The organism is Candidatus Limnocylindrales bacterium, from assembly GCA_035559535.1.
In the GTDB taxonomy this organism is placed as follows: domain Bacteria; phylum Moduliflexota; class Moduliflexia; order Moduliflexales; family JAUQPW01; genus JAUQPW01.
This window is the reverse complement of sequence record DATMBG010000048.1, coordinates 14574-35230: the sequence shown is the minus strand read 5'-3', so window position 1 is coordinate 35230 and position 20657 is coordinate 14574. Positions and strand designations below refer to the sequence as shown.

General features: G+C 44.7%; 18 protein-coding genes. 9 read left to right on the top strand and 9 right to left on the bottom strand.

Features of this window, described 5'->3' with window-relative positions:
• The 5 genes from VNM22_18100 to VNM22_18080 form a co-directional block, all read left to right on the top strand.
• The coding region (locus VNM22_18100; protein ID HWP49074.1) for a hypothetical protein at positions 1-199 on the top strand (199 nt) is incomplete at its 5' end.
• A gap of 127 nt (positions 200-326) precedes the next feature.
• Positions 327-2453: an adenylate/guanylate cyclase domain-containing protein gene (locus VNM22_18095; protein ID HWP49073.1), complete on the top strand. Its 2127-nt coding sequence runs from the start codon at positions 327-329 to the stop codon at positions 2451-2453.
• Positions 2454-2527: 74 nt separating this feature from the next.
• On the top strand, positions 2528-2995 hold the full coding sequence (locus tag VNM22_18090) for a hypothetical protein (GenBank protein ID HWP49072.1): 468 nt from the start codon (positions 2528-2530) through the stop codon (positions 2993-2995).
• A gap of 4 nt (positions 2996-2999) precedes the next feature.
• Positions 3000-3860, top strand: coding sequence for a M48 family metalloprotease (locus VNM22_18085; protein HWP49071.1), 861 nt, complete (start codon positions 3000-3002; stop codon positions 3858-3860).
• A gap of 233 nt (positions 3861-4093) precedes the next feature.
• On the top strand, positions 4094-4540 hold the full coding sequence (locus VNM22_18080; protein HWP49070.1) for an Hsp20/alpha crystallin family protein: 447 nt from the start codon (positions 4094-4096) through the stop codon (positions 4538-4540).
• A gap of 260 nt (positions 4541-4800) precedes the next feature.
• Here VNM22_18080 and VNM22_18075 read toward each other — a convergent pair whose 3' ends face one another.
• Together VNM22_18075 and VNM22_18070 are read right to left on the bottom strand one after the other, a co-directional pair.
• Entirely contained in the window at positions 4801-5139 is a 339-nt protein-coding gene (locus tag VNM22_18075; protein HWP49069.1) for a hypothetical protein, read from the bottom strand.
• Positions 5140-5276: 137 nt separating this feature from the next.
• Positions 5277-5915, bottom strand: coding sequence for a cadmium resistance transporter (locus VNM22_18070; protein HWP49068.1), 639 nt, complete (start codon positions 5913-5915; stop codon positions 5277-5279).
• 621 nt (positions 5916-6536) lie between these two features.
• On the opposite strand from VNM22_18070, the gene VNM22_18065 reads away from it, so the two are divergent.
• The 4 genes from VNM22_18065 (at position 6537) to VNM22_18050 (ending at position 10826) form a co-directional block, all read left to right on the top strand.
• Positions 6537-7670: a hypothetical protein gene (locus tag VNM22_18065; protein HWP49067.1), complete on the top strand. Its 1134-nt coding sequence runs from the start codon at positions 6537-6539 to the stop codon at positions 7668-7670.
• 70 nt (positions 7671-7740) lie between these two features.
• The gene (locus VNM22_18060; protein HWP49066.1) at positions 7741-8643 is read left to right on the top strand and encodes a cation diffusion facilitator family transporter; all 903 of its coding nucleotides are present in this window, start codon (positions 7741-7743) and stop codon (positions 8641-8643) included.
• Between the two features lie 362 nt (positions 8644-9005).
• The gene (locus VNM22_18055) at positions 9006-9623 is read left to right on the top strand and encodes a class I SAM-dependent methyltransferase (protein HWP49065.1); all 618 of its coding nucleotides are present in this window, start codon (positions 9006-9008) and stop codon (positions 9621-9623) included.
• Between the two features lie 174 nt (positions 9624-9797).
• Positions 9798-10826, top strand: coding sequence for an alcohol dehydrogenase catalytic domain-containing protein (locus VNM22_18050; protein HWP49064.1), 1029 nt, complete (start codon positions 9798-9800; stop codon positions 10824-10826).
• A gap of 180 nt (positions 10827-11006) precedes the next feature.
• Here VNM22_18050 and VNM22_18045 read toward each other — a convergent pair whose 3' ends face one another.
• From VNM22_18045 to VNM22_18015, 7 genes are all read right to left on the bottom strand, one after another.
• Positions 11007-13844 (bottom strand): molybdopterin cofactor-binding domain-containing protein, encoded by a 2838-nt coding sequence (locus VNM22_18045; protein ID HWP49063.1) that lies wholly within the window; start codon positions 13842-13844, stop codon positions 11007-11009.
• Positions 13845-14019: 175 nt separating this feature from the next.
• Positions 14020-15186: a YncE family protein gene (locus tag VNM22_18040; protein ID HWP49062.1), complete on the bottom strand. Its 1167-nt coding sequence runs from the start codon at positions 15184-15186 to the stop codon at positions 14020-14022.
• Between the two features lie 62 nt (positions 15187-15248).
• The gene (gene yqeC, locus VNM22_18035) at positions 15249-15998 is read right to left on the bottom strand and encodes a selenium cofactor biosynthesis protein YqeC (GenBank protein HWP49061.1); all 750 of its coding nucleotides are present in this window, start codon (positions 15996-15998) and stop codon (positions 15249-15251) included.
• A gap of 64 nt (positions 15999-16062) precedes the next feature.
• On the bottom strand, positions 16063-17202 hold the full coding sequence (ribB, locus tag VNM22_18030; GenBank protein ID HWP49060.1) for a 3,4-dihydroxy-2-butanone-4-phosphate synthase: 1140 nt from the start codon (positions 17200-17202) through the stop codon (positions 16063-16065).
• On the bottom strand, positions 17195-18226 hold the full coding sequence (gene fni / locus VNM22_18025; GenBank protein ID HWP49059.1) for a type 2 isopentenyl-diphosphate Delta-isomerase: 1032 nt from the start codon (positions 18224-18226) through the stop codon (positions 17195-17197). The genes ribB and fni overlap by 8 nt, the downstream gene beginning before the upstream one ends.
• A 49-nt stretch (positions 18227-18275) precedes the next feature.
• Positions 18276-18809 (bottom strand): UbiX family flavin prenyltransferase, encoded by a 534-nt coding sequence (locus VNM22_18020; GenBank protein HWP49058.1) that lies wholly within the window; start codon positions 18807-18809, stop codon positions 18276-18278.
• A 60-nt stretch (positions 18810-18869) separates the two neighbouring features.
• Entirely contained in the window at positions 18870-20603 is a 1734-nt protein-coding gene (locus tag VNM22_18015; GenBank protein HWP49057.1) for an NFACT RNA binding domain-containing protein, read from the bottom strand.
• Positions 20604-20657 lie beyond the last annotated feature (54 nt).

The window sequence follows — 20657 nt, the reverse complement described above, 5'->3', positions numbered from 1 at the left end:
GGTGCGGAGTGAGAAGCGGCCTGGGATCTATGTGTATTCCCCTGAGGGGAAGGAGTTAGGGTATATTCCGACGGAGATTCCGACCAATGTGGGATTTGGTCGTGGGGAAGAGAGCAAGACGTTGTACATTACGGCGGGCAAGAGTTTGTATCGGATCAAGTTAGGTAAGGAAGGCTATCATCTGCCGGCGAGTAAGTAGCCGTCTGCCTCCCCAAGTAAGAAGGTCAGGGGCTTGGCCTCTGGCCTTTTTTATTCTTTAAAAGGGTCGGGGATGATCGTTCAACTTTGTTAATTGAAGAAGGTCTATTTAGAAAAGAGGTCAGGAAATGCCTGCAAACCGTCATCCCATTCTAAAAACTATGCTTCTTGCGGTTTCGTCTTTTGTCATAGCCCTGATTCTTTACTTATCCCATGTTTTAAGCTCCTTTGAGTTGAAGGCTTTTGACCAATTCTCAAGGTATCTGAATCCGATAAAATCTTCAGCACCTATTGTCCTTGTCCAGATTGATCAGCCGAGTATAGATGCCCTGAGTAAACAGGGCATTACCTGGCCGTGGCCGAGACAGATGTATGCTCCCATCGTGGAATACCTGTCAGAAGCCGATGCAATTTTTCTGGACATGTTTTTTACGGAACCCTCTTCTTACGGGCAGGAAGACGATATCCTTTTTGCAGAGGCAATTAAGAAGGCCGGGAATGTCTACCTGCCCATTTTTCTTTCCCAACAAGAAAGACCTTTGACTGCAGAGGAGGAAGCCTTTATCCTGCGGATAGCAATTCCAGATAAAGTTTTTACAGCTTTATCCTACCATTCGGTTATTACGCCTATCGATGACCTAAAAACTGCGGTTCATGGAGCCGGTAATGTCATGATTAAACCGGATGAAGATGGGGTTTACCGGAGGGTGCCACTGCTCTTCCAACTTAACCAATACCTTATTCCTCATTTTGTATTGGGTTATTTGATTGAAAAAGGTAAGATTCAAATTCGGCAACAGGCTCCGATACAATCCCCTATACTTTCTGTTCAGGATGAATCTTTACCAATCCAGAATGAAAAGTTAATCCTTAGATTCTATCGAGATAAAGATCCTTTCGAGACGTTTTCGGCCATCCAGGTCCTTCAGTGGTACCTGGACTACCAGGCTTCTAAACCGCCCGCCATGGAAAAAGGATACTTTAAGGATAAAATCGTCTTAATAGGATCCACGGCGGTAGGTCTCTATGATTTAAAACCGACGGCCACTTCCTCGGTATCTACCGGTATCCACATCCATGCAACGACCCTGGATAATATCCTTCGGAGAAATTTTATAAAGCCTGTAAATCCTCTTTTTGTGGTGGCTGCGATGTTCCTGGTTTGTCTCTTTATCAGTTCGGCTGTTTTAAGAACCTATGCTCTATCGGTTAACTTATCTGTCTTCTTCGTATCCTTATTCCTTATACTTCTTGGATTGGCAGTCTTATTTAAGGTGACTATTTATATGGAAGTAATGCCGATCCTCACGTCTTTAGGGATTAGTTTTATCCTTGTTACCGCTTATAGTTATGCAACCGAAGGAAAACAGCGGTTTTTCTACAGGAAAACTTTCTTGCAATATATGGATCGGACGGTAGCCGACTATCTTTTAAACAATCCCGATTTGATAAGACCAGGAGGTCAGCTCAGGCGTGTGACCGTGTTTTTCGCAGATATTGCAGGTTTTACAACCATCTCCGAAATCATGCCATCAGATAAACTGGCTGTACAACTCCATAAGGTTTTAAATGCTCTTACAGAGGTTATTATTGAGAATCATGGGGTGATCGACAAGTATATGGGGGATTGTGTCATGGCTTTCTGGGGCGCTCCGGTTACCACCCATCGGGATGAAATAAACGCCTGTACAGCGGCCATTGAGTGTCTGGAAATTCTGGATGAGATCAATCCATCCTTCCGGGCAGAAGGTCTCCCTGAAATTAGTTTTCGGATCGGTTTACATTCTGGAGATGCTACGGCCGGTAATATCGGGAGTGATCGACTTTTTAACTATACCGTTATCGGAGATACGGTCAATCTGGCATCAAGGCTTGAATCGGCCAATAAGTTCTTCGGGACCAAAATTCTGATAAGCGAAGATACTTATAAAAAAACCGAAGGTCTCTTTTTCGTCAGGGAACTCGGCCTGATCGAAGTAAAGGGGAAAACGGTTCCGGTTAAAGTATTTGAACTCATCGGTAAAGAAGAAAATATTTCACCTGATCAAAGACAAAAGGTTCTGGATTTTCATCGGGGCCTTACCTTTTATAAGGACCAAAAATGGTATGAAGCCTGGGAGGTATTCAACCATATCCTGAGGAAATATCCTGAGGACGTGCCTGCAGAATACTACAAAAAGCAGTGTGAGAAATATGTAAATGCAAAGTTACCCTTGACAGAAGACTGGAATATCATTAAGATGACAGAAAAGTAAAGGAGTGGCAAAGGGATAAACTCTGAGGGAGTAAGGAAGAAGGAATTAAGGTACTTAAATTATAAGCTGGAAAGATGAAACGATTCTTCATAGGTTTATTGGGAGTTGTCTTTATGCCGGTTTTTGCCTATGCAGACACGGCCACGGTTATTGTAAAGGAAAATGCTATTCGCGAGTCTTGTAAGTTTTTCGCACCGGTCAAAGCGGCTGTCCGTGCCGGTAATGTGCTGGAGATTCTCTCGCAAGAAGGGGATTGGTTCCAGGTCAGGTTTAACAATATCCAGGGATGTATCCATAAAAGTGCGATCGAGAAAAAATCGGTTTCGCTGACGGATAAACTCCTGGGTCCACAAAAGCAATCTGTAACCGGCGATGAGGTGGCCCTGGCAGGGAAAGGTTTCAACCCTCAAGTTGAGGAGGCTTATAAAAAGAAAAATCCGGGAATGAACTATCAAGCCGTTGATAGCATAGAAGGCTATAAAGTTCCTGAAGATAAGATTCAGGAATTTGCTGCAGGCGGAAAACTCAATCTACCCAGGTAGAGTTATGCACAGACTTTTATATGTAGGCTTATTGAGCCTTTCCATTTTTATACCTTACCAGATGGCTTATGCCCTGGATTTATTCAAGTTAAAAGATAAAGTAGATTTAGGGAGAGGGGCTGTAAAAGCGGTCAGACCCATGTCAGAAGAAGAGGAGTATTATGTGGGTCGGGCTGTAGCAGCCCGGCTTCTTTCTATTTATCCTCTTTTAGATAATAAAAAGCTTACAGAATATGTGAATTCTATCGGTCAGCTTTTGGTTATGAACTCGGACAGGCCGTTTACTTATGGGGGCTACCACTTTGCCCTACTCAACTCCGACGAGATCAATGCCTTTGCCTGTCCCGGGGGGACTATTCTTATAACCAAAGGTATGGTTCAGGCTGTGCGGAGTGAGGATGAGCTGGCTGCAGTTCTTGCCCATGAAATAGCCCATGTGAGTCATCGAGACGGTGTGAATGCCATCAGCAAATCCCGCTGGACCCAGGTGGTTACCCTGGTAGGTACCAATACCGCCAAGAATTATTCACCCCAGGTTTTATCGCAACTTGTGGGGCTCTTTGAGGGAGCCATCGATGATGTATTTAAAACCCTTGTAGTCAACGGTTACGGTCAATCTCAAGAGTATCAGGCCGATGAAGCCGCCATGTCTTATCTTTCCAAGGCAGGATATAATCCCTCTGCTCTTAAAGATTTCTTGAATCGTCTCGTAAGTCAGGGGGCTGCATCGGGTGGAGGGATCCTGAAAACCCATCCGGCTACGGTAGATAGAGTAAAAAATATCACAAAGAAAATGCCTTCCATGAAAGTAGACGCTTCACAGGTTCAATTAAGAAATCAGAGGTTTCAGGCTGCTTTGAAATAAGAAATACCCCATCCTCCCCGACTACCATTCCACACAACCCTTATAAAGATCGATGGGGTTTATCCATCAAGGACCAAGAAAAGTTTGGGAGTATGGAGGTAGGGGAGTATGGGAGTGTGGAGGTATAGGGGTAGGGGGGTGTGGAGATAGGGGAGTATGGAAGTATGGGAGAATTTACCTCCACACTCCCATACTCCCCTACCTCCATACTTTTCTACTCAGGAGGTATTATTATGGATTTGGAGAGCTGGAGACCCTTTAAAGATTTAGCTAGTTTAAGGGAAGAGATTAACAGGGTATTTGACCGGGTCTTCAAGGAAAGACCGGAGGAATTTTTCAGGGGTGGTGCAGTAAATCCACCTATTGATCTTTCGGAGACCCCGGATTCTATTATTGTAAGGGCTGAAATTCCAGGAGTAGACGCCAACGACGTTTCGGTCTCTATAACCGGAGACACCTTAACGATTAAAGGAGAAAAGAAGCAGGAAAAGGAAGATCCTAACGAAAACTACCATCAGGTCGAACGGACCTACGGACCTTTCAGTCGATCTGTACGAATTCCGGTCCAGGTTCAAACAGATAAAGTTACGGCCAGTTACAAGAAAGGCATTTTACATATTACCCTGCCCAAAGTACCGGAGGCTAAATCTCAAACCATAAAGATTAACATAGAAGGGTAATCCGCCGATAATCTATAAGGCAGATTAAAGGGAGAGGAGTACTTTGTAAAATTAAGGGTAACTCTCTGCCATCACCCCTGGTCCCTCTTCTACAGCGTGGGAGAGGGGAATAAGTGGCTCTTCGGGCTAACTTCCCATGTATCCCTTCTCACACCTCACCCTCCTTTTATCAGGGTAAAAGTTAACCCATGGGATAAGTTTATCTCCTAACCGGGCTTTAGTAAATCCTTCGGCAAATCTTCGAGGGATTCCCTCAAGACTTATCTCTTCTCAATTCCTACCTCCCAGCCATCACTCACAGGAAATCCAATAATTACAATGAGTTCATGGGGTGCTTTTAGGTTTATCATTCCGTTAAAATCCTCAGAGGTCAAAACGGTTTCAGATTTTGAATCCGGATCAAAGGAATAAATTAACTTTGCCAGGGTAGCCCCCCGGAGGATCCATATATCCCGAGCCCCAAGATCACTGGCCAGGTTGGTCAGCTCTCGGAGGCGCTCTGGACGAATTCTTATATGAAATAGCTCATTACACTCTTTACAGTATCTGGTAAACACTCCTGATTCTTGGATTGCATGGTTCTGATGTTCAGTGAACATTGTATTTCCTCCTCAGAAATCTTTAGCTCCGATTGTCATTCTCGTTTTGACCGGAATGTCAACAATTCACTTTTCACCTTGGAAATTTTTATTGATAGTAAACTTTTCGGTTTTTGGCAAAGTCCCTAGCGGGTTTCCTATGGAATAAACCATGTTAACGTTCCATTCTCAAGTAACGTACGAACACCTAAGCCTATCATAACGTAGGGAAGAAGTATACGGCTGTACCGGGTTAAAATCTGAGCTACGAGGAACTGTCGAGCCAGGTGGCTGGTAAGGTAACAATAAACTCCTACAAGTACAAAAAATACAACCAACAGGACGCCCAAGTGGGCCAGGTTGCTACTCGCAAAGAGTAATGTATAGATACTGATGTTATCACTCCCGTTTGCAAATTTTATAGTTGCGACGTTGTAGGCCTGATGATGAAGAAGACCAGCAAATACAGAAGACCTCCATGGCTGACTTTCAGAGTGTTTTAGCTTTACCTGTTGAATATTTTTTTTGCGATGGACAAGTTTATCTACTCCCATCAGAATAGGAATTACACCCATCAGGCCTATCCAGGTTCGTGGTAAAATAAGACTGGCTAAAAAACCGATAAGGCTGACCGCAATAAGTGCCGTAAAGCCAAGATACTGACCGATAACTACATACCTCCGGCGGAAAGTTGGATCCGCCTGGGAGAAAAACAATACAAGGAGGAAAATATCATCTACATTGGTAGCAGCAAAGGTGATGATTCCCGTTATAATGGTTGTAAAAATCCAATCCATTTATTCAAGAAGACATGCTGCTTTTCCCTTCTCCGTCGCTACCAGAAGATCGAATTCTATTCATCAGGTCTTAAAAACGAGAGAAGGTTACCTTATCTGGGTTATGAAATAAATTTGAGATAAATACCACGGTTAAAAATCAACTTGACAGGTAGAATATCAGGTAGATTTTTATTAAAGGAGGAAAAAACGTCAATAAAAAAAAGAGATTATAATCCAATAGGATAAACTTTACCCTGAATCTTTTCCCGTTTAAATCTCTTTTTTGGAAGAAAAGATTTCATTCTCAAATATTAAGAGAAAATAAACCATTTTAGAGGTTGGAATTTTCCCCAAATTTTTTTTAAGAATATCCTGGCTAAGTAAGCGATAAGATAAGATTTCTGCCATCCCTTTCATAGGAGCCTGGAAACAAATTTGAAACCGATCCCTATGGGAGTGTTCAGAGCTTTATTTATCGAGGAGCGGTTATCCCCGTTCAAAAAGCTCGAGGACAGCTAATCCTTGTGAGCTATTTTGGTTACAGAACGGACTGATTAAAAATTGGCGAAATTACCTAGGATAAAAATTGCCTGTTACGGTGTGATGGAGGAAGACCCGCTGGTATCAGGATTACAGCAGATGGGTTATCTAACTACAGTTGTCACCGAGCGTACCACCTTACTTACTTTTAATGATCAGATGAAGGAAGTTTATTTGGCTGTAATTAAGGATCAAGTAGATCTATATGAAAATTTAGAAGTTATCGGTCTTCCGGCCCTCTTCATCCTCACAGACAAACATTCTCAGATTCTTTCTCTTCTCTCACGGGAGAATACCCTCTTTGATTTTATGATTTCACCGGATAATGCTCTGGATCTGGAAGAGGTATCCTATCGGGTGATAAGACTGGTGGAGCAAAACCGAATATTATCCATCTCGACGGAGTATCACTTTGATTTCTTAACGGGTACTTTCCGTTATAAGAATCAGGAAATTTTTGCCGGTAAAGGGGATCGGCGAGCTATGGCAGCCGCTGTGCTACGAATGCTGGTTCGAAACCGGGGAAAAGCTCTTAGTAAAGAGGCCATTCGTCAGTATGTCGGAAGTCGTGTATCGGTGCCGACCATTATCAATAATCTGCGGGTGGCCCTTCGGGACTATGACAGTGCCTATCTCCAGAAAATGTTTATTCAATATCATAAAGGAACGGGAACCTATACCTTTACGGGACATGTGCTTTTCCCACAGAAAAAAGCTCTTAACGAGAGTACACGGCAGTTAGTAGAAGAAGCTTTGGTTAAGACGCTACGCCATTTACCAGTCCGGAGAAAATTAAAGTTTGTCCTGGGAAAAGTTAAATATATTTTAATGGTGGATCGGGTCGGCTTATTTTACTTCTCCCAGCAGGAGAATAAGCTGTGTCAATTTATTGGGGATTATCGGTCTGCGAAACCCGTGAAGCGATATGATGAGGTAGAAATAGATCTTAATACCCCTCATCTACCTCCGGAGTATTATCCACTTCATCAATATTTATCCCAATCCAAAGATGTACGCTCCGGTTCTTACATTGCCTGTACAACTCCAAAAATTGGAATCGATTACTGTATTTATATAGGGGATTATACAGGCTATGAAGTCTATCTGTTGGTTGACGATCTAACCCGATCCCGTAAGTTTAACCTCATTGATTTGGAATGTTGCCGTGAAATCCTTACGTTACGTAGCGTACAGAGATTGATTCGGCAACTTTTAGAGAAACAAGAAGATTAACAGGGTCAATCCGTTTAGATTTTCCGGCTGATTAGACAAATACAGGGATAAGGCTTTAATTTGAAGAGGTATGGAAAGACTGTTATCTGCCACATCCCGAAATCGTCGTGCCTTGTTAATTACCTTTGGCCTTACCCTGCTTTATTCTCTGATTGAGATAATAGGTGGAATTCTTACCAACAGCCTTGCCCTCTTAGCAGATGCCGGGCATATGCTGGCCGATGTAGGTGGATTAGCGCTTGCATTATTTGCTGCCTGGATGTCTCAAAAACCTGCGACTCCAGCTAAAACCTATGGTTATTACCGGGTTGAAATTCTTGCAGCACTTATAAACGCCTTAGGGCTCCTGTTACTCTCGTTCTACATCTTGTATGAGGCTTATCAACGTTTTCAAGCTCCTCCTAAAGTCGCCAGCCTGCCCATGCTTGTTGTTGCTACCCTTGGCCTTTTAGTGAATCTTATAGGAATTTGGAACTTACGCGAAGGAGCCAAAGAGAGCTTAAACGTGCAAGGTGCGTTTCTCGAGGTAGTAAGCGATCTACTTGGCTCTATGGGAGTCATTGTGGCAGGGTTAATTATGTGGAAGACCGGCTGGTACTATGCCGATCCGATTTTTAGTATGCTAATCGGACTATTTATCTTACCCCGCACGTGGAAATTATTAACCCAGACGATAAATGTCCTACTGGAAGGTACTCCAACTCATATTGATGTGTCGGCCGTGGAGCAAGAGATGCTTAAGGTGCCGGGGGTTACAGCTGTCCATGACCTGCACATATGGACCATTACCTCGGGAATCGAAGCTTTAAGTGCCCATATTGTACTTGGAGAAACGATCGAACCTCAGGCTGCTTCAAAAGTCATAGAAACCCTGGCCGCAAGGGTTAAAGAAAAATTTGGGATTAACCATATCACGATTCAAATAGAAAGCCCGCAACTGGAGAAATGTAATGAAAAAGGGATCTGTCGTTAGATTTTTACCTGAAACTCTTCTTTTCTCTAAAGTATCCGTATCCATTTAGTAGGTGGAAAAAGAAACACCCCCCTGGCCCCCCTCCAGGGGGGACTGACATAGGGTTACTGCTGTTGAATCCCCCCTGGAGGGGGACCAGGGGGGTGTTCAGACAGAAAAAGTGACATCTACTAAATTGTTACAGTTACTTCTCTAAAATTCTCTCTTTTTTTTTCATTGACTTTTCTCTAAAATTCCCTATTTTTTTCCATGTTATTCCTTTATTAATTTTTTTGTCTATTCTAATTGATATCTCTTCGTAAGGTCTTATTAAGGTCAGTGAGGAGTAAAATTTAAGCCTTATTAAATTAGGAGAAGAGCTCATGGATATCGCTTATGTAGAAAAAACATATTCCAAATGGTCTAACATCTACGATCTGTTTTGGGGAAAACTTTTGCATCCGGGTCAGAAGGCTGCCATTGAGATCATGGATATTCAACCTGGTGATAGAATTTTGGAAGTAGGGGTAGGAACAGGACTTTCCCTTCCTTTGTATCCTGATAATTGTCAGGTCGTAGGGATTGATTTGTCTGCAGAAATGCTAAAAAAAGCTCAGAAGAAGGTAGAAAAACATCAGCTTGATAATGTCGTTCTTGAAAAAATGGATGCAGGTAATATGGATTTTGAGGATAATAGCTTCGATACGGTTATAGCAGCCCATGTCGTGAGTGTGGTTCCTGATCCTGTGAAAGTGATCCTGGAAATGAAGCGGGTTTGCAAAAAAGGAGGAAAGCTTCTTTTCTTAAATCATTTCAAAAGCCAGAACAGGATTCTGGCTAAATTTGAAGAACTGATTTCTCCCCTTTGTGATAAAATTGGATTTAAAACCGATTTAGATGTGGAAAAGCTGATGGCTATCACGAACCTGAAGATTAGTTATCGGAGAAAAATTAACCTGTTCAATTATTGGCAGCTGGTCCAATGCATTAATCAAAAATAAAAACCTCTAAAAGGTAAAACGTAAGTAAACTATTCAATCCATCAAAAGACTCGAATCCGGAGGGTCCAGCAGTCCAAAATGTTGTTTTAGAATCCCGTCGAGTCTGTCTGAGTATCTTTGTGACCAACCGTTTGCAGGACCGAATAGTTACTTACGTTTTATATTTTATCTGATATGAAGGCCATTCGACTGAAGGGATTTGGTGGAATCGAGAATTTAAAGCTAGAAGAGGTTGAAATTCCAAAAATTTCATTCGATGAGGTTTTAGTAAGAGTAAAGGCCTGTGGAGTTTGTTATCATGATCTTCTAAACCGGTCGGGTAAGATCCCCAGAACCAGGTTACCGATTATTTTGGGGCATGAAATTGCCGGTGAAGTCGTTGAAGTGGGAAGTCATGTTAAAGACTTTTCTCCTGGGGATAGAGTCACAGCCATCCAGCGGGTTTTATGCGGCAGTTGTACCTATTGCAGGACCGGTCGGGAAAGCTTATGCCGGGAAGGTCCAGGATTTCTTGGCGAAGAAATAGACGGGGGTTATGCGGAGTATATAAAAATCAAAATGAGTAGCCTATGTAAAATCCCCAATGAAATTTCTTTTGAAGAGGCTTCTATTCTCGCCTGTGCTATTGGTACCAGCCTGCATGCCTTCAAAACCAGAGCTAAAATCTCCTTAGGGGATCAGGTCGTCATCACCGGTGCGGGAGGAGGTGTAGGACTCCATGCTGTTCAGGTTGCTAAACTCTGTGGTGGTCGTGTGCTGGCGATAACCAGTTCTAAAGAGAAAATAGACAAGATTTGGGAAGCAGGAGCTGATGAGGTGATTTATAGTCCGGACCTTCAGTTTACAAAGGAAGTCAAAGCCCTTACCAAAGGGCGCGGTGCAGACATAGTTGTGGAGATCGTAGGGAGTGCCTCGTTTGAATCCAGTCTTCGTTGTCTGGCCCCCTCGGGTAAATTAGTATTTCTAGGAAATGTCATTACCGCCCCGGTTTTGGTTAATCCAGGGCTCGTAATCCTCAAGGAAATAGAGCTTATTGGTTCTTATGCTGTAACACGGGAAGAACTTGTAGAGGTTATTGATCTGGTCCGGCAGAGAAAAATACGCTCCATCGTTTCCCATACCCTCCCTTTAGAGAAAGCATCCGAAGCCCATCAACTTTTACAGGATCGGAAAACCGTTGGACGTTTAGTCCTAAGCATCTAAAACCAGGAGGTAACCCCTGCTTTCAGGAATAGATTTTGAGGAGTTGCTTATAAACAGGCCTTCTTCCCAAACTCTTTTAGGAGTATCTTTTAAACCAGGCCGCTCCAACTCTCCTTCCCTATGAGGGAAGGAGAGGATTAGCACAGGCCACCCGGTTCCTGTTCTGGAAGTGGGAAAAGATTAAAGGGGTAACAAAGAACGTACCTTCTCCGGAGTAATAGGTAAGTCGTAGACTCGAACTCCGATAGCATCATAAACGGCGTTGGCAATAGCGGGTGCGACCGGAATGGTAGGAGGTTCGCCGATTCCGATTGCCCCAAAGGGACCACTTTTCTCATCCTTTTCCAGGGCAATCACTTCGATATCGGGATAATCGGTGGACCGCATGAGTTTATATTTATCATAGTTCAGGTTCTGGGGGATACCGTTCTGGTAATTGGCATCCTCACAGAGCGCAAAACCCCAGCCAAAAGAAATACCTCCTACAATCTGCCCTCGAACCGACTGGGGATTTAGAACCCGACCGACATGGTGAGCTGCTACTATCTTAAGAACTTTGACTTTACCCGTTTTTACATTTACTTCGACTTCGGCCATTTGGGTTCCAAAGGCAATCGGGAACCAGGCTTTTCCAGTCCCTGTTTTAGGATCCAGGGGAGTAGTCAATTTCTGATGATGAAAAAGCCCTTCCCGTCGACGAGGTTTCCCAAATTGACGAAACTGTTTGGCAAGGAAGGTCATGGGGATCTTTTTATCTGGATCTTTCATGGAATAGGCTTCATTGAACCCAATATCTACTTCTTCTTCTGGAATATTTAGAAGTTTTGAGGCAATGGAAAAAATGTCCTTACGCAGGGGAATACAGGCAACAACAACCGCATTTCCCGTGGTATAGGTCTGTTTGGTTGCCACCGTAGAACCACAATTTTTCGTACGATCTGAGTCTCCGTTGACAATGTTAACTTTATCCAGCGAAAGTCCCAACATCTCAGCCGTTAACATTGCAAAAGTCGTATTCGAACCGTTCCCATAGTCTACCGTCCCGACATAAACCGTTGCTGTTCCATCCTCGTTCAATTCAACAATAACATCGGTTGTATCTTCTATACCGGAACCGAAGCCAATCCCATACCAGATGGTTGCCATCCCAACCCCCCGACGAATATCGTCTGAAACCACCTTAGGCAGGCTTTTCTTTTCCTTCCAGTGGAAGTTTTTATCGGCTTCGAGGATAGTATCTGTGGCCGGAATATAGAAATCTAACTGAAAATCCGTCGAGGTCTTAGAGCCACGTCGCAGTACATTCTTTAATCGAAACTCCATGGGATCCATCCCGATAGCATGGGCCATTTCATCTACATGGGATTCGGTACAGAATTCGGTCTCTGCAGCACCAAATCCCCGGGTGGCACACGTGATGGGGTTATTGGTATAAACAGCATAAGAATCCACCTTGATATGAGGAATTTCATAGGGACCACTGACCAAAACGCCCGCTTTCCGCATGATGTTGAGGGACCAGGAGGCATAGGCCCCCGCATCTCCAATAATTCGGGCTTCTAAAGCTACAATTTCACCGGTTTTCTTGACTCCGGTTTTCAGGTAGGTACGGAGTTGGGTCCGTTTGGTCGTAACCAGCATGGTCTCTTCACGGGAATATTCTATCTTAACCGGCTTTCCGGTTAAAAAAGTGGCCAGCGCAGCATGGATCTGGGCGTAGATGGCTTCTCGTTTTCCATAAGCAGCCCCAATGGCCGCCTGGATACAGCGGACATCTTCTTTGGGAATACCCAGGGCCCGAATAATATTCAGCCGATCAAAAAAGACACTCTGACCCGGAGAGATAACGGTTAGCTTACCATCTTCTCCATAATAGGCCAGGGCGGCTTCAGATTCCAGAGGGGAATGGTCCTGGGGTTGAGTCGTGTACTTTCGCTCGATAATAACCTCGGCTTCGGCGAACCCTTTGGCAATATCCCCTTTTTCCAGGTGATAATGGGAAAGGATATTTCCTTTCTCATGGACCTGAGGGGCATCGGGTTTCATGGCTTCTTCTGGGTCGTATACGCCGGGTAAAATCTCGTAGTCGATTTTAACGAGTCGGGCAGCTTCTTCTGCGATCTTTTTGGTTTCTGCCACAACCAGGGCGATAGGCTCTCCGTAGTAGCGTACCTTCTCCCTGGCAAAGACCTGCTGATCTCGAATTTTCTTTCCATAGGCATTTTCTCCGGGAACATCTTTCCAGGTCAAAACCCGGTAAACCCCGGCCATTTGCTCCGCTGAAGAAGTATCTATATTTAAAATGCGGGCATGGGTATAGGTGCTTCGAACGGTAACTCCCCAGATCATGCCGGGAATTTTATAATCGGCCGTATATTTGGCCTTCCCCGTTACCCGAGATTCACTTTCAATACGGGGTTGAGGCTTACCGATAATCTTGAATTCTCGCCGAGCCCAGGGAAGATGTTGGTCTTCTTCATCGGTATACCGTGCAATCCGGAATTTGTCGGTTTCTCTGGCTTTGATATCTTCTTCTTTCAACTGGCCTGCAGCCAGCTTCACTGACTCAATAAGCTGTTGGTAACCCGTACATCGGCAAATATTGGTTTTAAGGGCCGTTTTGATCTGCTGATCGGTCGGATTTGGGTTTTTATCCAGTAAGGCCTTGGCAGCCATGATAAAGCCCGGAGTACAGATTCCACATTGGAAGCCATGACCTTTGATAAACGCCTCTTGGAGAGGATGTAGTTTCCCATTCTGGCTAATTCCTTCAATGGTTTGAATACTCTTTCCATGGGCCCGCTCGGCAGGGGTAATGCAGGCCAGTATCCCTTTTCCATTCATGATAACGGTACAGGATCCGCATGTACCGATATCACAGGCCTTTTTAGCTCCCGTCAGATCCAGGTCTTCTCGTAAAATATCTAAAAGGGTTCTCTGGGGATCCACTTCTAGCTGAATGGATTTGTCATTGATGATGGCTTGAAATAGCATCTTATGGGATTGGTTAAGGTCCATGGTTTTTACCCGGTTAAGCCCTATACGGGCAACCTGCCTGGTTGGATGAGATACAGGTCGCTCTTATGAAGCTTAACAAGCTTGATCCTTCCGCCCGACTCAGGGTTATAGCTCGAAATAAAAAAGATACCCTTGCAGGCTCAAAGGGAAAGGAGATTTTGTACAATCAGCCCGGCTATCTTCTTCCCCGCATGGCACCCGGACCGGCCGTCAAGGCTATATTTGCTTTGGTATCTGTTACTTTGGTCCCCTCGACTTTCAGCACCGAGATATCTTTATCCAGCAGATTACCGACCAAAAGCCATTTACCGTCTGGGCTAAAAGCAAGAGCTTCGGTAACTCCCCCCAGCTCAATGTCTTCTAAACGGGTCACTTTCTTACCCTCAATCCCTAGTACTACGATTCGACCCCGTTTGTTATAAAAGAAAGCATCGGAAGGTGCATCACTCCCGTTAAGAAGCGCGGCGATGGCTATTTTTCCGGTAGGACTGACGGCAATCCCTTCAGGCGCATCCCCTACGACTACATGGTCAATGACCCGAGGGGGATCTGCTTCCAGATCGATGATGGTGATGGTATCCACATTTCCATCCGATCGGCCCATAGCCCCTGTATTTGCTACAAGGGCCAGTTTCCCATCCGGTGTTACATCGATATTATAAGGATAAATTCCAGAGGGGAGATCCCGCTTGGTGTAGGTTACATTCGTCCCATCCACCGTTAAGAGAGCAACCAGGTTTTTCAACGCCTTGGTGGCCAAAGCTCTTTTACCATCGGGAGTAAAGACTACATGGGTGGGATTATCCCCTACGTCCACCGTACCGACTACGCTGACCTCTTTACCTCGAATACTCAAAATAGAAAGGGTGGTCTCGGCCCGATTGGCAACCAGGGCTATATCTCCTTTGGGTGAAATGGACAGACCCGAGGGTTGCTTTCCTACGGTCACCGTTCCGATCTCCTTGGGTGGATCCGCCTGCAAATCGACAATATGAATCAGATTGCTGGGCACAAACCCGGGTTTTCCTTCCACTTCTCCCAGTTTCATAGCCTCGGCAATAAGGGCGATACTTTCATCCGGGGCAATGGCAATATTGGTAGGAGGACCGAAGATGCTATTTATCATGGGCAGTGTGGCCTTTACAACCGGAGCAGGTCCCTTGAGGTCGATGATGGAAATATTCTGTTCTCCTTCTGGAACCACAACTAGTTTACCATTTTGGATCTGGGCTTTGCTATCATTGCCGGAAATAATGACTTGAGCCGAAACCTGAAGGGTGAACACCAACCCTAAAACTCCAGAAAGAAATCCTAATGAAGCTTTACCGATATTTCTTTTCATTCTGTCTACCCTCCTTTTTATCTGAAAGCATGAACCATAAACAACTCCTGCCTGCCCATGGTTCATGGTTCAGAGTTCGGGATCAGGTGAAGGTCCCCCCACACGACCTTGGCAATTTTGGTTTTGTCAACTTTAGATCTGATTTCCTCAGCCCATTGCTGTCGTTGGGGATTTCCCACTTTGCTGAGATAGAGAATAAGCGGACACCCGGGCGGGACCTTACAGAAGTAGGTTTGAGGGTGATTGACGATCTGAACGATGGTATCGGTCGTGATCGTTTCACCCATCTGTAAAGAAGTAAAGTGGGTCACCATTTCCGGGCGGTGAACATTTTCCTCGTTGAGGGTCTTTCCAATAATATCACTTCCCACGACCAGAATACAACGGGTACTACAGGCCGGTATGATCGGTTCATCTTCCCTGGGAGCCTTAAACGATTTCTTTCGAGCCCCATCGGCATGAACCAAGACAACATCTGCCAGACGGTAACTGTTTAACTTACACACCAGCGCAGGGTCTAAGCCCTTCAACTTATCTTTACGGATATACTGCCCGAGTACGGTGATGTGGTGATAGGATTTAAAATGCTTTTGAATGGCGGCCAGGAGGTCCGTTTCCTCCTCCGCAATCAACCATTTTTCCGTTTGATAAGATGTGGGTTTCTGGGCATGGGTGGTACTCGTGCTCAAGACCTTGAGGCCTTTCCTGGTAAGTTGATGGGCCAATTCTGTAATTAAAGTGGTTTTTCCTCCACTTCCCACTACGGAAACCACTTCTCCCCGACTTATGTCAAAGGCTGAGAGGAGATCCATGATTTAAGATACGAAGACGCCGGAAGGAAGGAATCTGAAAAACAATCTCCGCGTCTTCGGATCATTACGTCCTGCCCTTGATGGGTACACACTCGGTTATATGTAATCCAAATCCTTCCAAACCGACAATTCTTTTAGGACTGTTGGTCAATAAACGAATATTTTTTAAACCCAGATCCACTAAAATTTGCGCGCCAACTCCGTAATCCCGTAAATCCATTTTGGTACCCGGCTCTTCTTCTGGAATATCTTGACCCTGATCCTGTAATTCGTAAGCTTTAAGCCGGTTGATCAACAGATTCCCCTGACTTTCCTGTCTCAAGTAAAGTAAAACGCCTACCCCTTCTTGCTCGATGATTTCCATGGAGCTCCGAAGCTGCTCTCTACAACTACACCGCAGAGATCCAAAAACGTCTCCTATCAGACACTGGGAATGAACCCGGACCAGAACACTTTCTTTCGATTTAACGTCTCCTTTAACCAGGGCCACATGGTGAAGATTATCCAGGTCGTTTTGATAACAGATGGCCGTAAAGTCTCCAAACTCTGTAGGAATATGGGTGGTTGCAACCCGGCTAACAAATCGCTCCATTTTGAGACGGAACTTGATGAGATCTGCGATGCTAATCACGCGAATACCGAACTTCTCTCTAAATTCAAGGAGTTGAGGGAGGCGCGCCATCGTTCCGTCATCATTCATAATCTCACAAATAACTCCGGCGGGATATAGGCCTGCCAGGCGGGCCAGGTCTACGGCAGCTTCCGTTTGTCCGGCTCGTCGTAGGACTCCCCCTTTCCGGGCCAGTAAAGGGAATACATGCCCGGGCCTTGCCAGATCTTCAGGCTTGGTTTTGGGATCGATGGCTGTTAAAATGGTACGGGCCCGATCTGCTGCAGAGATTCCCGTGGTAACATTCCGTTTGGCATCTATGGAAACCGTAAAAGCCGTTCCGAAGGCGGCCGTGTTCTCCGAGACCATTTGGGGAATCTTTAGTTCCTTGAGTCTCTCCTCGGTCATAGGCAGACAGATAAGCCCTCGACCGTACTTGGCCATAAAGTTGATGATCTCAGGAGTTACTTTTTCTGCCGCACAGGTCAGATCTCCTTCATTTTCTCGATCTTCATCGTCAACGACAATGACCATTTTACCTGCACGGATATCTTCAATAGCTTCTTCAATGGTATTTAATTTGAACTCAGACATCTTCATTCACTTTCCGGAGATAAGGAGTATTTCGCAATTCTTCCAGGGTGGAAGCTCCGATGCAGAACATAGCCGTTTTTAATTCTTCGATCAAGATCGTTAATTTTTCGGCGACTGCATCGGCAGATTGCGTGGCTGCTTTTAGCATGGGTAAAGCCAATCCAGCCATTGTAGCACCTAATGAAATGGCCTTGGCGATATCCAGGCCTGTTCGAACTCCACCCGAGGCAATCAGAATCAAATGGGGGGCTACCTCTCGAACCCATAACAGGGATTCCACAGTAGAGATACCCCATTCTCTAAAGGAGTCGCTTAAATAAGCCTTCTTTTTCGCCTTGGCTCGATAATTTTCGATAAAGAACCAGGAAGTTCCTCCCGCCCCGGCCACATCAATTCCCTGAATCCCCGTATCTTTCAAGCGTTGGGCAACCTCTCGGGATATCCCCCAACCACACTCCTTAATTAAAACCGGAACCGGTAAATTTCGACACACTTCTCCAATTTTAGCAGTCAGTCCCTTAAAATTTCGGTTCCCTTCCGGCTGACAGGCTTCCTGTAACGCGTTGAGGTGGAAGATAAGTCCATCTGCTTCTATCATTTCCACAGCTTTTAGACACTCCTTAACTCCATAGCCATAATTCAACTGTACAGCCCCCAAATTAGCGAACAGGAGAATATCCGGAGCCAGATCCCGAATTTGAAACGTAGGGGCCAGTTCTGGAAATTCTAAGGCAATACGCTGGGATCCCACGCCCATAGCCACTCCAACTTTCTGAGCAGCTAATGCCAGGTTCCGATTAATCTTTTTGCCTGCCTCACTTCCACCGGTCATGGGAGAAATCAAAATGGGTGCACGAAGTTTTTTACCAAACAGAGTTAATGAGACATCTATTTCATCTCGATCAATTTCCGGTAATGCCTGATGGATAAACCGAAATTTCTCAAACCCGGAGGTAACAAGGTGAGCCTCTACATTCTCTTCTAAACAAATCCTGAGATGTTCTTCCTTTCGATTTTGAATCATAAGACCCAAAGCTTGAAACGTAAAATGAAAAATACCCAAGTATTAAACCTTACGTTTTAAATATCCTTAATACCCGATGAACGACCTGATCTACCAAATCATCGACAGTTTTAGGCCGCTGCTCAAAAGTGGGTATCGGTGGAAGTAAAATAGCTCCTGCTTCAGCTAAACGTAACATAATTTTAATATGCCCTATATGTACAGGGGTTTCTCGTATAACCAAAACCAGCTTCCGACCCGTTTGTAAAATAACATTAGCAGCTCGAATCAGCAAGTTATCCTGGGTAGATAAAGCAATGGCCGCCATGCTCTTCACAGAGCAGGGAATAACCACCATGCCCAGGGCTTCAAAGTCGTTATCCAGGATCCGAGCCTGAGAATCCTCTACTTCATATACGAAGTGGGCCAGACTTTCGATTTCCTCTACACGCCAGGGCGTTTCTTCTCTCAAAGTTCTTTTCCCTGCTTTACTTATTACAAGGTGAGTTTCGATTTGATCTGATGCCTTTAAAACCTCTAAAAGCCGCCTGGCATAGATGCTTCCTGTCGCCCCGGAAATACCGACAATCAATCGAGCCTTCATGGAGAATAGAAGGATGGGAGCATATAAGGGAGAACCCCGATACTTCTATACTACCACCTTTTATACCTCTTTCCTGGGTATGGCTAAAATGGTCTTGTGTTTTATTAAAGTTACCAATCCGGGAGGAGCCCCTTTCGGCTTTTTAACATATTTTTTCAAGGTATAGTCAACCGGGACTTTTCCTAAGCCACGTCCCTTACTATAATAAGCAGCCAGGGAAGCAGCCTCCTCTAAAGTCCTCTCCGGGATAGATTCTGAGCGGGTTCGGTTTAAAATGAGTACATGGGAACCGGGAACCCCTTGAGCATGAAGCCATACATCATCCGGGATGGCAAATTTAAGGGTCAACAGATCGTTCTCCCGGCTACTCCGTCCTACCCAGATCGGGAACCCATCTGAGGAAATGAAACGACGAAAAGGAGAGGGGGATTGCGTCGTCTCCTGTTTTTCCTTTCCTTTACCCCTCCTTCCTTCTTCTCCCCTTACTTCCCCTTTAAGTTTCTCCAGTTCTTCCAGAGAAGTTGCCTCCTCAACAAAAAACTGAAGTTCCTTTAAATAGGCTATTTCTTGATTAACCGCTGCCAAACGTTCTTGTAAAATAGGAAGGCTTCGTTTCAACTTTGCATATTGATTAAAGTACTTTTGGGCATTCTGGGAAGGGGTCAATCGAGGATCCAACCTAATTTTTACCTTTCTCTGATCCGGATCGTAAAAATCAACGACTTCTACTTCATCAATACTTTTTTTTAAAAGGGATAAGTTGGCGGTAATGAGTTCCCCGAGCTTTTTGAATTCCTGAGCCTTTTCCGCCTGGGCCAGTTCCTCTTCCAGCTGTTTTTGTTTTTTCTCGTTTTTAACCAGCCGCTGATGAAGGGTTTGAAGAAGAGAAGATCGAAGGACCTGTAACCGATATCGGATGAAGGTTTCTGCGTAGTAGACCTCAGCCGCTTGCGACATACTCCCGAAGTTCTGGATTTGGACCCGGTCCTGTTCAAATTGAATCAGGGGAACAGGAGAAAGATAAGAGCGACTTTTCTTTTCCTGGGGATGGGAGTAGGTGATAATGACCGGTTCGTAGGGACCGGATTTTAAAGTCCTGCTTATTCTCTCGAAGGAACTCCAGACTCTCTCCGGATCCGGGTGGTCTTGAACCTCTCTGGCTGTGAGGGGACTAAAACCTTTAAAGGTATCTAAAATATATTGCCAGAGGGGTTTTTCTGGAGGTCTGGCCAGGAGAATTTTCATGAAATCTTCCTTTGTAAGGCTCCAGGGATCCAGCTTTTCCTGCTCGGGAGGTGGAATATAAGGAGCTCCCGGCACAATTCTACGATAGGAAGTCATGGCAGCCGTCACATGCTTGATACTATCCAGAATTTTTCCACTGGTTTTATCGATCAGGATGATATTGCTATGACGCCCCATGATTTCAACAATGAGTTGCAAGGAAGTTTTGGTTCCGTCCAGTTCTTTTTTGAAGACTTCGATATAAACCACCCGCTCTAAAAGGGGTTTGTGAATGTCCTCAACCCATCCCCCCTGTAAATGATATTTAAGGGATTTATTAAAACTTTGAGGTTCCTCCCTTGTTCCCTGTCCGTTGTCCGTTACCTGCTGCTGAAGGTAGATACAGGGATAAGAAGAATCTGCCGAAATAACTAAACGATAGTCCTGTCCTTGTTTTCGTAAAAAAAGGGTTAAAAGTAAATCGGCAGGTTGATAGATCCGGGTAATTCTGGCCGTAATCAGTGTATTCTGAAGTTCCTGGGTTATAGCGTTGAGGACCAAAAGATCCATAACAAAGCAATTAAAAAGTAATTGAAAGTTATAAAATTAAGTTTAGAACAAGGA